Here is a 13,399-nt window from a genome sequence, read left to right on the forward strand (position 1 = left end):
GGCCATAAGTACCACTTGACCAGTCAAGAGCTAATAATAAAATTACCATTAACTGATTACTTGTACTGTAAAAGCTATTATTATTTTATCATGTTCTGCCAATAAGAATAATAGAAAAAGCTAGGGTAGACAATAAAACAATATAATATTACAGATAATTCTGGTTATGATAGAATGATAGAGAAAAATATATTGTTTATTGATGATTAAATTTTTATTATAATAATATAACTAAATTATTTTAAAATTGGTGATGATTATGAGGGTCTGGGATATTCACCCTGGTTATCTTTCTGGACAAAGCTTACTGGGGGAGCACTCAGAAATTCATGCATTATACAGTATCATTACTGAGCATAAAAGAGGTTATTCCAGTCATCCTGAAACAAAAAGATGGAATGATCATTTAAATCTTCTGGTTCTCCGACATAACTTACTGGTTAGAGAAATGACTATCAGGGATTTTAAGCATCTCAGCCCTTTAGGTTTTGCAGAATATATTGACAAGGAAGAACAATGCAATCCTGTTTCCTATATTGATTTACCCTCAGCACAATTTGAAATTTTGCATCAGAAATACCAGGCAAAGGGACAAAGAGGCCGTATCCCACTACCTCTTTATGGTACTGAATTTTGGGCTCAGCATAAATATTCTGTTATGTCCCGTGGTTATCAGTATTATAAAGAAATGCAAAGTTTTATGAACAATAGACCTAATTTACCTATTATTCAGGATAATAATTTAATAGTAAAGATTCAGAATTTTATGAAAATACCCGTTTCCGAAAAGGCATTAGGAAATGTTATTCTACATTTATGGGGGTATTTCAAAAATGAAGCCAGTCCAGAAGAAAAGAGACACCTGTTTGATTTAAATAATTTTTCAGAGAAAATGAAGTTACTTTATGATATGTCTATAAAATATCAAAAAAATTATCTTCTTCACTCCACTATTTTTGCTGATATTTTTATAATGGTAAAAAGAGAAAGGAGAAAGGGAATATGCTCGCATTAAGTACATTTACCTGGATCGTTCTTTTTGCTTTATTAGCAGTAATTGTTAATGGCCTAGGTATAATAACAATTTATAAGAATAAAAAATTAGCAGAAAGAGCAAATACTTATTTTATGTGCTTTGCTGCAGGTGTCTTAATTACAGTTCCCTTAGTTCTGGTCTTTCCGGAAGCGGTGGAAAAGAATTATTCTGCTGGTCTTGCTGCCCTGGTTGGTTTTTTATTTATGTTTTTTAGTAATAGGATTATTCAACAGAGGACTAAACAGAAATCTCTGGCTTTTGGTATTACGGCAGTGGAAGGTATAGCCATACATTCCTTTGTCGATGGTGTAATATATGCGGTAACATTTAGTACCAGCATACTTACTGGTTTTTTAGCCGGAATAGGTTTGGTAGTGCATGAATTTGCTGAGGGTGTCATTACTTTTTCTGTTTTAATGGAAGGAGGTTTCAGCGGGAAAAGAGCATTTTTGTTTGCTTTTTTAATGTCAGCTTTGACCACTCCACTGGGAGCTCTGTTAGCCTATCCTGTTGTTTCTAAATTAAGCTCTTCTATTTTAGGTTTGTCTCTCGGTTTTGTGGTAGGGGTGTTAATCTATCTTTCTGCTTCCCATCTATTGCCGGAAGCAAGAGGTCATGAAAAACACCATTCCCCACTTGCTTTTGTGGCAGGTATTATTCTAGCTCTATTTATTGTTATGACCGAAACGGTCTAAGTCATTGCCAAAAAATAATTAATATTGCCCGTAAAAGATTAACTTCTTTTAAAAATTCTATTGTCATCCGCTATGCAATTCTTTTTCACTTATTGACATTTAGATGTATAATCAAATTTGAGCAATATTTGTTTAGCTGAAAGAAGGTGTTATATTGGAAGAGATAGATATCATAGAAAACCTCATTAATTTAGATTCTAAAGCGATAGAAATAAGTGAAAAGAGAAAAGAACAACTACTAGATTTGACTAATCAATACAAAGAAGAAGAGCTAAAAATTATAAAAAATTATAAGAAGCAGATTGAGGAAAAAACCCGGTATATTGTTCAAAAGATGGAACAGGAAACAGAACAAGAAGTAAATCAATTAAGATTGGAAAATAAAATTTTGTTGGAAGATATGCAGAAAAAATTTGAAAAAAACTTAAAAGGTATTATTGATGAGATAATTAAGCGAATTTTTGAGATTAACAGGGAAAATTATGGATAAGATCATAGTCTATTCAGCAATAAATACCAAGATAAGAATTTTAGAAAGAGAGTTTTTAAAAAGGCAGGATTATTTAAATCTGCTTAAAATGTTTTCTGTTGCTGAGACAGCGAGTTATTTAAAAGAAAATACTCCTTATAGAAAGCTTCTGGCTGAAATAAAGACAGATATAGTCAGCAGGCGGGATATTGAAGATATTCTAACGCTAAATATGGTTACCAATATTGACAAACTAATCTATTACTTTCGTGGTGATTATAAAAAACTGGTTCGTTCTCTTTGTATAAAATATGAGATAGAAGATTTAAAAGTACTTGCTAGAATTATTTTTAATGGTAAGGAACCCGGAGAAATCGAAAAACCACTCTCTTTTTTAGGCAAGTACAGTCAGATGGAACCTGAACAATTTTATAAAGCGAAGACAATTAGGGATTTAATATATTCACTGAAGGGATCAGAGTTTTTCGAATTTTTAATACCACTGATTGATGGCAGAAGGGAGAATCTTTTTCGTTTTGAGATGGCTTTAGATACTGGTTATTTTAATATCATTCAAAGCCGAAGATTAAAGATTTTCTCTGCAGATAGATATTTAATAAAAAAATGGGAAGGTTTGTTATCTGATTTGTATAACATTCAGTGGATATATAGGGGGAAAAAGTTTTATCAGTTATCTCCGGAAGAATTATTGAATTATACCATAAATTTTGGTGATAAATTGACTTACAAAGACCGTCAAAGAATGTGTTATGCAAAGAGCTTAGAAGAATTTTACCAGATGACATTAAATTCAGTCTATGGTTTTTTATTTAAAAAAGAAGAGATGTCAACAGATATCTATATGGAAAGACGTATAAATAGGTTTATTTTTTACAAGCTCAAGTTATTAAGTCGGAAATTTCCTCTTAGCATTATTCAAACAATTGCTTATATCTGGAAATCAGAGCTGGAAATAAAAGACATTATTTCTATTGTCGAGAGTATAAGGTATAAATTATCCAGTGAAGAAGCTAAAAAATTTTTGGTAAAAGTAGCTTAAACTGAGGGAGACTCATTTATGAGTGTAGAAGAAATGAAAATAATGGGGATTATTGGATCGAAGAATCTTTTAAACAGGGCTTTACGCTTAATTATTTTGCAAGGCAGCATGCATACGATTAATGCCTTGACCAGGGTAAATTCAGCTGATTTTTTTCTTCCACCTACCGAGAGAAATATTGAAGCCTTAGAAGAAGAACCTTTTCTAAAATCCTATACAAACAGGAGAGACTTTACCGAAGAAGAAAGAATTGTAAAGTTATTCTATGATCTTTTTGATATAAAGTCACATTTAAAGAATGAATTTTTAAGTGAAGAATATGACTATGACAATTTTATGAAGCAATTTTTAGGAATATATGATGTGTTACATTTCACTATGCTTGAGATTGAGGCTAAATTTAAAGAGATTGATAGTAAAAGGGAATTTATAAACAACCTAAAATATCTATCTAAAATCAATTTAGATATCAGCCGCTTTGCTAATATGAAATACCTGGTATTCAGGTTGATAAGGATTACCAGAGAAAATTATGATAAGCTTAAGAGGAATTATGAGAATATTCCAGCAGTCATATTGAAAGTAGCAATAGAAGGTAAATATGTTATATTGGTATCTATTACTCCGGAAACTCTGGAGGAAACCTTAGAGAAGATTTTTAGCTCACTAAATTATACAATTCTGCCTATACCTCGAGAAATGAAAGGCACTATAGCAGAGGTTTTAGAACAGCTGAATAATAGTATTGAGCAAGACCTAAAATTGATTGAATCACTGAAAAGATCAATAGAAGAGTATAAAGAGCAATATAGAGATGAATTAAAAAAGATGTATTCCAGGTTGGAAATGGAGAAAAGAATTGAAGAGGTTAAGTCAGAAGTTGCCATAGGTAAGAAATTGTTTTTTATGTTTGGTTATGTACCGATCAGTAGTGTAAATAAGTTAAAAGAAAATTTAGAAAAAAAATTGGGTAATAAATTAATCATTTTAGTAGATGACGTAAAAAAACCTTATTCGGGTACAATTCCTCCTACTAAGTTAAACAATGTAAAGCTATTTAAGCCTTTTGAGAGTTTAGTAAAAATGTATGGCATCCCATCTTATCAAGAAAAGGACCCTACTATCTTTTTTGGTTTGTCTTATATGATTATCTTTGGAGCCATGTTTGGCGATGTTGGTCAGGGACTTGTTCTACTTATAAGCGGTCTTATTTTAGAGTATATTTACCAAAAAATAGATTTTGGTGGAGTTTTAAACAGGTTAGGTTTAAGCTCAATCATTTTTGGTTTCCTATATGGCAGTGTTTTTGGGTCGGAGGAAATATTACCTGCCCTGGTTATCAGACCGATGGCTAATATTGAAAATATGCTGATTATAGCAGTATTTTTTGGCATAATACTTATTTCACTCAGTTATATATTCAATATTATAAATACTATAAAGGAAAAGAATTTGGAAGAGGGATTACTTGGACAAAATGGTCTAGCGGGATTCATCCTTTATCTTCTATTATTATATACCGTATACCAGGCTTTTATCATCCATAACGACTTGTTACCGGTTTTAATAATAATTCTACCTGTTCTTCTCTGTATTATGTTATTTAAAAAATCAATTGCCTCAAAATTATTCCATTTAAATAAAATTTACAAAAAATTATCGGCCAATGATTATATTGAAGAAGGTTTTGGCATAATAGAAATGTTACTGTCTATGCTCTCTAATACCATTTCCTTTCTCAGAGTTGGCGCTTTTGCCCTGAATCATGTTGGACTTTATATAGCCTTTCTTACCCTGGCTAATATGATGAGTAGTGCCTGGAGCAATTGGGTAGTTCTGGTAGTAGGAAATATTGTTATTCTAACACTGGAAGCCCTGATCGTATTTATTCAAGCTTTGAGGTTAGAGTATTATGAGTTGTTTACTAAGTATTATAGGGGAGATGGAATTGAATATGTTCCGTTAAAAATTAAGAGACCATCTCTCCAAAAAGAGAAAAAAAGAGTAATTTTTAAAACAATAGTTTTACCAATTGATGGAAACAAATCCTATAATTTTGTCAATTCGAAAACGGAGGTTTAAATTGTATGTATATAATACTATTTATCGCAATGACTATATCAGGTTTAACTATAGCAGCTGGATTTTACCTCTTATTAAAGAAGGATAATAATAATCTGCTTAGAATTAGAAAATTAGTTAAAATGTCTGTGGTAACTTATGTTATTCTGGTAGCGAGTTTTCTCTTTTTCTTAATTCCGAATATGGCTAGTGCTCAATCTTCACCAGATCCCTCGTCAGGGATGGGGTTTTTAGCAGCCGCACTTTCAACCGGATTAGCTACTATTGGAGCAGGTTATGCAGTGGGTGCAGTAGGCTCTTCTGCCCTTGGAGCTGTTTCAGAAGATCCCAATATTTTGGGAAAAACCTTAATATTTGTGGGTTTAGCTGAAGGTATTGCTATTTATGGCTTAATTGTCTCTATTATGATATTAGGAAGATTATAATACAGAAGGTTAACATGAAAATCTTTTTAATTAGTGATAATACCCATACCCTGGCAGGAATGAGACTAGCAGGTGTTGAAGGAATAGTAGTTCATGAAAGGGAAGAGATATTAAGAGAATTAGAAAAGATTAAGGGGAAAAAGGATTTAGGAATTTTACTTATTACAGAATTATTGCTAGAGAAGGTACAATCGGAAATTAACGAGATGAAACTATCCAGAAATCTTCCTATCATTGTAGAGATTCCTGACCGGCATGGAAGTAGGCGTTTACCTGACTTCTTAACCAGATATATAAGAGAATCCATAGGACTCAAGATTTGAGGTGAGAAAATCCCATGTCAAATACTATTGAAGACAAGATTTCCCTGTTTACAAAAGTTATCATTGAGAGAATAGAATCCGACTTCCAGAAAAAACAAGAAAATATAATAGAAAATCATAAAAACAGGGCGAAAAATATCATTGATGATTATGAGGAGGAAAAAATACTCACAATAGAGAAGATTTCTAAAGAAGCTCAAAGTAGAAAGCAAGGTATAGTTTTAAAAACCAGGTCAAATATGCGTTTGGCAGTATTAAAAAAGAAAAAAGAATTAATGGAAAGAATTTTTAGGGAAGTAAAAAAGAGAGTTAAAACTTTTGTGCAAACAGACGAATATACGATTTTTTTAGCAGAGGTAATAAAGAAGGTATTATCCAGATTTTCTAAAGACCAATTTGTCTGTTTTAAATTTAGCAATAATGATATTAAGAAGAGACAGGAATTGATTTTAAAAACTATCAATTCCACCAGAAGCCAGGATACCTATCAGATTGATACTGATGATCGACAAATAGGTGGAGTTTTTGTAGAGAGTGGAGATGGTCGATTAGAAATAGATTATACCATTAATACCATTCTGGAGGAGAGTCATAAACTGATTGTAGAAGTATTATTCTCATGGCTGGATAGGGATAAGGAGAAATAAGATGCAAGGGATGGGAAGGATTATTTATATTAACGGACCAGTGGTAAAAGCTGAGCATTTGGAAGGTTTTAAGGTACGGGAAATGGTAACAGTAGGAGAAAAAAAGTTGATTGGTGAGGTTATTTCTCTAGAAAATGAGATCGGTACTATCCAAGTTTATGAAGAGACAACCGGCCTCAAAATAGGCGGGAAAATCAACGGTACAGGCAAACCTTTGTCCGTAAAGTTGGGACCAGGGATTGTGAGTCATATCTTTGATGGCATAGAAAGACCCCTATCTAAAATTTATAATTCAGGAAATCCATTTATTCCTGAAGGGATTGGTCTTATCTCACTGGATAAAGAAAAACCATGGGATACTAGAATTGTAACAAAAGAGGGGGATATTTTAAAACCGGGTACTATTTTTGCTGAAATAAGAGAGACCACAATAATTGTTCATAAAGTAATGATTCCCCCTGATATTAAAGGAAAGGTAATAAGTGTAGTGCCAGATGGTTATTACACTATTGAAGATACCTTGATTATCTTATTAGATAAAGATGGGCAAAATCATGAGATTAAAATGTCTCAGGAATGGCCGATAAGACAACCAAGACCAGTTATGAATAGAATACCTCTGGAGAAATTATTGATAACTGGACAGAGGATTATTGATACTTTTTTCCCTTTAGCTAAAGGTGGCACTGCTGCTATTCCGGGAGGATTTGGTACCGGGAAAACTATCACCCAACACCAGTTAGCTAAGTGGAGTGATGCTGATCTGATTGTCTATATTGGTTGTGGCGAACGCGGTAATGAGATGACTGAAGTTCTGGAAGATTTTCCTAAACTTAGGGATCCGAAAACCAATAATCCATTAATGGATCGCACCATACTTATTGCTAATACTTCCAATATGCCGGTAGCAGCTCGTGAGGCCTCTATATATACAGGCATTACTATTGCTGAGTACTTTAGAGATATGGGATATAATGTAGCTGTAATGGCTGATTCTACATCTAGATGGGCAGAAGCTTTAAGGGAGATTTCAGGTAGATTAGAGGAAATCCCTGCTGAAGAAGGATATCCGGCTTATCTTGCTTCTAGACTGACGGCTTTTTATGAGAGAGCAGGATATTGTAAAAATCTCAATGGCACAGAAGGTTCTATAACTATAATAGGTGCTGTTTCCCCAGCCGGAGGAGATTTTTCTGAACCAGTTACCAAATCTACCAAGAGAATTGTAGGCACCTTTTTAGCCTTAGATCGTGAATTAGCCCATGCCAGGCATTTCCCATCCATTAACTGGCTTTTATCCTACAGTAATTATATTCCTGTTTTAAAAGATTGGTTTAAAGATAACGTATCTTCAGAAATAATGGATATTAGGTCTAAAATGATGGCAATTCTTCTGGAAGAAAATAAACTAATGGACATTGTGAAATTAATAGGAGAGGATGTTTTACCAGATGAACAGAGGATTATACTGGAAATTGCGAGAATAATAAAAATAGGATATCTTCAGCAAAATGCCTTCCATCCCCAGGATTTATATACTATTCTATCTAACCAGTATAACATGCTAAAAGTAATTGATAACCTTTATGATAGGTCCTATTCCTGTATTAAAAAGGGGATACCTCTTTCCAAAGTAAAAGATGAAAGTTTATTTTCCGATGTAATCATGATGAAATATAAAATTAGTGGAGAAAAAATAAAGCCATTCAGGGAATTAATAGATAAAATTAATAAATATTATGATAGCTTGGAGAATATGTATAAAGAAGGTTCCGTTGATGAAGGTTAAATATCTTAAACTGGATAAAGCAGAAGGGCCCCTGATTATAATGAATGGGGTCTCAGATGCAGTTTATGGAGAAATTGTCGAAATAGAGATACCTGGTAAGGAATGCCGAATGGGGCAGGTTGTTCAAATTGATAAGGATAAGGTAGTTATTCAAGTTTTCCAAGGTTCTTCAGGTATTTCTTTGAATAATGTGGCAGTAAGTTTTTCAGGAAAACCTATGGAGATTCCTGTTTCATATGAGGTTTTAGGTAGGATTTTTAGTGGAATGGCAGCCCCTATAGATGGTGCTGGAGAAATCTATTCAAAAAAGAGTTATAACATCAATGGTAGGCCGATGAATCCTATAGCCAGACTTTATCCTAGAAACTATATCCAAACCGGGATATCTAATATTGATGGTCTTGTAACTCTGATTAGAGGACAAAAACTACCTATCTTTTCTGGAGATGGTCTTCCTCATAATCAGTTGGCTGCCCAAATTGTTAAACAAGCTCGCATTTTAGAGGAAGAAGCTAGTAATTTTGCCATTGTTTTTGCTGCTATTGGCATTAAGCACGATGAAGCTGACTTTTTCAATAAGGTTTTTGAAGAATCTGGAGTTATGGATAGAATAGCTATGTTTCTGAATTTAGCTGATGATCCTGTTATGGAGAGAATTATTACTCCCAGATGTGCTCTTACTGTTGCCGAATATCTTGCCTTTGAATGTGAAAAACATGTGTTGGTAGTAATGACAGATATGACCAGTTATTGTGAGGCATTGAGAGAGATTTCTTCAGCGAAAGAAGAAGTACCTTCCCGTAAAGGATATCCAGGATACCTTTATTCTGATTTAGCCAGTCTCTATGAGAGAGCAGGAATGTTAAAAGGTTCAAAGGGTAGTATTACTCAGATACCAATTCTTACCATGCCTAATGATGATATTACCCATCCGGTACCAGATCTCACCGGCTATATTACTGAAGGTCAGATAGTTTTAAGTCGTTCTTTACACCAGATAGGGATATACCCACCAATAAATATCCTTCCTTCCCTTTCCCGTTTAATGAAGGATGGAATTGGTAAAGGGTTTACCCGTGAAGACCATGCTGATATTGCTAATCAAGTTTTTTCATCTTACTCCCGGGTCCAGGAGATAAAAGCTTTAGCTCAGATTATAGGAGAAGATGAACTTTCTTATATTGATCGCAGCTATATGGAATTTGGTCGCCAACTTGAAGAAAAATATGTTCGGCAGGATTTTGAAGAATATCGTGATCTAAATCAAACCTTAAATCTCATGTGGGAACTTATCAGTATTTTACCAGAACAGGAGCTTAATAGGATAGATCCTTCTTTGCTTAAGAAATATCTCAGGAAGTGAATATTTATGCAGGGAAATATTGCTGCTACCAAATCTAATCTGATTGCCGCTCAGACTGCACTGGATTTTTCTAAAAGGGGCTTTGAATTGCTGGATAAAAAGAGAAATGTCCTTATTAGAAAGATGATGGATTTTGTAGACAGGGCAACAGAAGCTCAACAAAAGATAAGAGAAATATTTAAAGAAGCGTATGAAGCCCTTACTGTAGCAAATATAACCCTGGGAATAAATGAAGTAAACGAAATAGCCAGATCAATTCCACAGGCTACTGAATTTAACATTCTTGCTTATAGCGTTATGGGTGTGGAAATACCTCAGATTAAGTATGAACGACATAGAGTTGAACCTTGTTATAGTTTTTATCACACAAATACAGCTTTAGATGTAGCTTTACAGAAATTTCAGCAGGTTAAATATCTAATCTATGATCTGGCAGAAATTGAGGATTCAATATACAAATTAGCTATGGAAATAAAAAGAACTCAGAAAAGAACCAATGCTCTAAAAAATATTCAAATACCTAGATATGAAGTTCTGGTGAAATCAATTTCCGAGGAGTTGGAAGAAAAGGAGAGAGAAGATTTCTTTCGCCTGAAAATATTAAAGAGGAAAAAACAACATAAATATCTTTCTTTATAATTAGCTGCTTAATTGATGGTTATTCCTCAGGGATTTTATTAAAGTGTTAGCTGAAAATAAAAACCAACGACTGAACACCATACATTAAAGCCTATAGTTCTTTACTTACTATCCTATATCTTACTAGTAGTATTCCAAATGAAATAATTTATTTTTCAATTTTGAAAGAAAGTTATTATTTTTTATCTTTACATGTTGCAAGAATTTTTTTCTCATTCCAGAGTATGATATTTGGTTATTTCTGAATCTGGTATCGTCAGGTAAAATCAAGAATGTACCCATATCCTTTTAAACCAGCGGTAGAGCCATTCGTTAGCTAATTTTCTATTTTTAAAAAAGATAAATTGTATATCCGGAAAAGTTACATATAGTTCAGCCAGTATATCAGCAGTATAAGAAGCATTGTAAAATAGATTAGTTTTGGGATTAATGAATTCTGAATATGGAGAATCAAATATTAATGCTTTATAGGGATATCTCTGTAATTCTTGGAGGCTTATTTTTAAAACCTCAAAATTTCTTACCTCATGCAGAAAATTATCAAGAGTCTTTCTTTCGGCAACAGCAATAATACAATTGCCCTTGCTTAAGGCATAGTCCCCAACCTGTAGATTTTCTTTTTTGATATTACTATGAGCAAACTTATAAGGATAACGCTCTCGTTTATCAATAATAATTTCCATTCTTTCTTGTTTGCCACCCTGGGGAATGTAGGCTCCAGGACCCTTCATTTTCATAGAGGATTGGGTTATCCAGAAGATTTGTTCATAATATTGCCCCGGTGTAGACTTATACTCCTTTTGTAAAAAAATGAACCAGCATCTTCTTCTGGTTTTTCTATCCAGGATGATATTGAGTTTTTTACCCCATCTTTTTGCTAAAATGATGGGACATTTTTCTTCAGGTTCTTCATTAGGAAGATTCTTTTTGGACAAAATTCCTTCTGAAATACAGAATATTTTCATTCCAGGACCAGGCCATTTAGCCTGTACTCTTAGAGTTAGATATTGGCCAAGCTTTTCTTCCAGGTAAATGGTATAGGGGAATTTATTATTTTCATTCTTATAAAGATACCAGTACAATTAGATCTCCTTTTTATTGTTATACTCTTGGATTAAATTTTTTAGGATATTAAGTAATTACTCAGATTATTAATTGTAAAGTATATCTAAAAATGTTGTAAATAACAATAAGACAGCAAACCTGAGTCTATCCCAATTTTTCTCTAAAATTTAATTAGTAAAGCAACCAAATTATTATGAAGAGAAAATAACACCTCAGTTAACTTGATAATAGAATAATCTTAACCATCGGGATAGTCAAAAAATTATCTTTATGCCAGAATAATAAAATATGGCCTAAGGAGCATCTGATCGCTTGTAAGAAATTTAATGATTGTAAACCCAATTTAGCCGTTGTATAATGATAAAAACTGATCTCGTAAAATTCATTTCATTCTTATTCCTAAAACCAAATGAAGATTTACCTCTCAAGAATGTGGCAATCCATTTGCTGTAGTTGATACCTTAAAAAGATTACTCTCTTATGCTTCTTAATGAGGCATTTTAAAGACATCCCAATTTTTAAAGACTAATGGTCTTATAATCTTAATAGAATAAGGAGGTTTAAAAATGTTTACCAAACGAATCCCTGCTATTGTCTTTATCTTGTTCTTAGCAATTGTTTTTCTTATAGGAGGCTGTACAGCTCCCCCTCCAACCATCACCTATACCATCACTGCCACTGCCGGGGAAAACGGACAGATTAACCCTGAGGGGGAAGTCCAGATCGTTGAGGGAAAAGATAAGACGTTCACTATCATCCCAGATGAGGGGTATCTGCTTGACGTTTTACTGGTAGATGGTATATCCATAGAACCGATACCATTGACCCCTATTTTCACCTATACTTTTAAAGAGGTCATTCAGAACCACACTATTCAGGCAAGTTTTGTATTAGCCAAAAAAATATACAATATAGATACCGTTGTTGGTTACGATACCATCCAGGAGGCAATAGATGCCGCCTTAGACGAAGAGACCATTGTGGTTTCCCCGGGAACCTATTATGAAAACATCGTTTTCGATGACCGGGACATCACTGTACGAAGTAACGAAATTCCAGACGGCCCTGGTATGATAATTGATTTGACTAAAACCATCATTGACGGGGGAGAGGTGAATTCTGTTGTGGTGTTTACCGGTGGCGATACTTCAACCCTGAAAGGATTTACCATCCAGAACGGAGCTTCATTTTACGGCGGCGGAATTTATATTGATCACAGTAATCCCACAATTGAAGACAATACTATCAAGGATAACTGGGTTACAGACCACGGCGGCGGGATTTATGTGTATTACGGTGAACCAAACATTATCGGGAATACCATCATCAATAATTCGGCAGGTCTCACCGGTGGCGGAATTGATTTGTATTACAGTTTTGCCTACATCATTGATAATGATATTTATAGCAATGTGGCAGGTTTCGGCGGTGGTATTTGTGTCGGTAAACACAGTGAACTTCTGCCTAATGCAGCCCGTCCGGATGGATGGGGAACAGGAACAGATGTACAGAATATCCCGGCTGGCGAGCCGCTTAATCCGGCAGAAAGTGAAATGTACACGATTGCCGGTAATACATTTCGTGGAAATGAACACGGTTCTCCGTCAGATTACACCGAGGGTGCCCACGTCTTTTTTGACTAAAGTGATATAGGATATAGAAGAATATTCTTTGTTCTACAATATAAATACTGGTCAGAATAAGAGGTAATATAAGCATTATGAGTAAGATAGTGTTTTTTAACATCCCGGCCTATGGTCATACCAATCCCACAATCGAAGTGGTACGTGAGTTATGCGAAAAAGA

At 34.0% G+C, this 13,399-nt stretch carries 13 protein-coding genes; 12 read left to right on the top strand and 1 reads right to left on the bottom strand.

Going from position 1 to position 13,399, the window contains the following annotated elements:
- Window positions 1-259: 259 nt before the first annotated feature.
- The 11 genes from PHD84_03220 to PHD84_03270 all read left to right on the top strand — a co-directional run bounded on the left by PHD84_03220 (window position 260) and on the right by PHD84_03270 (window position 10,528).
- The gene (locus PHD84_03220; protein ID MDD5636814.1) at window positions 260-1,015 is read left to right on the top strand and encodes a DUF1722 domain-containing protein; all 756 of its coding nucleotides are present in this window, start codon (window positions 260-262) and stop codon (window positions 1,013-1,015) included.
- Complete coding sequence (locus PHD84_03225; GenBank protein MDD5636815.1) at window positions 1,003-1,731, top strand: ZIP family metal transporter; 729 nt, start codon at window positions 1,003-1,005, stop codon at window positions 1,729-1,731. The genes PHD84_03220 and PHD84_03225 overlap by 13 nt, the downstream gene beginning before the upstream one ends.
- A gap of 154 nt (window positions 1,732-1,885) precedes the next feature.
- Window positions 1,886-2,221 (top strand): hypothetical protein, encoded by a 336-nt coding sequence (locus PHD84_03230; GenBank protein ID MDD5636816.1) that lies wholly within the window; start codon window positions 1,886-1,888, stop codon window positions 2,219-2,221.
- On the top strand, window positions 2,214-3,260 hold the full coding sequence (locus PHD84_03235; GenBank protein MDD5636817.1) for a V-type ATPase subunit: 1,047 nt from the start codon (window positions 2,214-2,216) through the stop codon (window positions 3,258-3,260). The genes PHD84_03230 and PHD84_03235 overlap by 8 nt, the downstream gene beginning before the upstream one ends.
- 18 nt (window positions 3,261-3,278) lie before the next feature.
- Entirely contained in the window at window positions 3,279-5,342 is a 2,064-nt protein-coding gene (locus PHD84_03240) for a V-type ATPase 116kDa subunit family protein (GenBank protein MDD5636818.1), read from the top strand.
- A 5-nt stretch (window positions 5,343-5,347) separates the two neighbouring features.
- Window positions 5,348-5,767, top strand: a complete 420-nt coding sequence (locus PHD84_03245) for an ATP synthase subunit C (protein MDD5636819.1) — start codon at window positions 5,348-5,350, stop codon at window positions 5,765-5,767.
- Window positions 5,768-5,781: 14 nt separating this feature from the next.
- Window positions 5,782-6,090 (top strand): V-type ATP synthase subunit F, encoded by a 309-nt coding sequence (locus PHD84_03250; protein MDD5636820.1) that lies wholly within the window; start codon window positions 5,782-5,784, stop codon window positions 6,088-6,090.
- 14 nt (window positions 6,091-6,104) lie between these two features.
- Window positions 6,105-6,737 (top strand): V-type ATP synthase subunit E, encoded by a 633-nt coding sequence (locus tag PHD84_03255; GenBank protein ID MDD5636821.1) that lies wholly within the window; start codon window positions 6,105-6,107, stop codon window positions 6,735-6,737.
- 1 nt (window position 6,738) lies between these two features.
- Window positions 6,739-8,526, top strand: a complete 1,788-nt coding sequence (locus tag PHD84_03260; protein MDD5636822.1) for a V-type ATP synthase subunit A — start codon at window positions 6,739-6,741, stop codon at window positions 8,524-8,526.
- Window positions 8,516-9,889 carry a V-type ATP synthase subunit B gene (locus tag PHD84_03265; protein MDD5636823.1) on the top strand — a complete coding sequence of 458 codons (1,374 nt, stop codon included), beginning with the start codon at window positions 8,516-8,518 and terminating at the stop codon, window positions 9,887-9,889. The genes PHD84_03260 and PHD84_03265 overlap by 11 nt, the downstream gene beginning before the upstream one ends.
- A 6-nt stretch (window positions 9,890-9,895) precedes the next feature.
- Complete coding sequence (locus PHD84_03270) at window positions 9,896-10,528, top strand: V-type ATP synthase subunit D (GenBank protein ID MDD5636824.1); 633 nt, start codon at window positions 9,896-9,898, stop codon at window positions 10,526-10,528.
- Window positions 10,529-10,794: 266 nt separating this feature from the next.
- On the opposite strand, the gene PHD84_03275 is transcribed toward PHD84_03270, so the two are convergent.
- On the bottom strand, window positions 10,795-11,610 hold the full coding sequence (locus PHD84_03275) for a hypothetical protein (protein MDD5636825.1): 816 nt from the start codon (window positions 11,608-11,610) through the stop codon (window positions 10,795-10,797).
- A gap of 549 nt (window positions 11,611-12,159) precedes the next feature.
- Here PHD84_03275 and PHD84_03280 point away from each other — a divergent pair.
- Window positions 12,160-13,236, top strand: coding sequence for a DUF1565 domain-containing protein (locus tag PHD84_03280; protein ID MDD5636826.1), 1,077 nt, complete (start codon window positions 12,160-12,162; stop codon window positions 13,234-13,236).
- Window positions 13,237-13,399: the final 163 nt, after the last annotated feature.

It is taken from the genome of Atribacterota bacterium, assembly GCA_028717805.1.
Taxonomy (GTDB): Bacteria; Atribacterota; Phoenicimicrobiia; order Phoenicimicrobiales; family Stramentimicrobiaceae; genus Stramentimicrobium.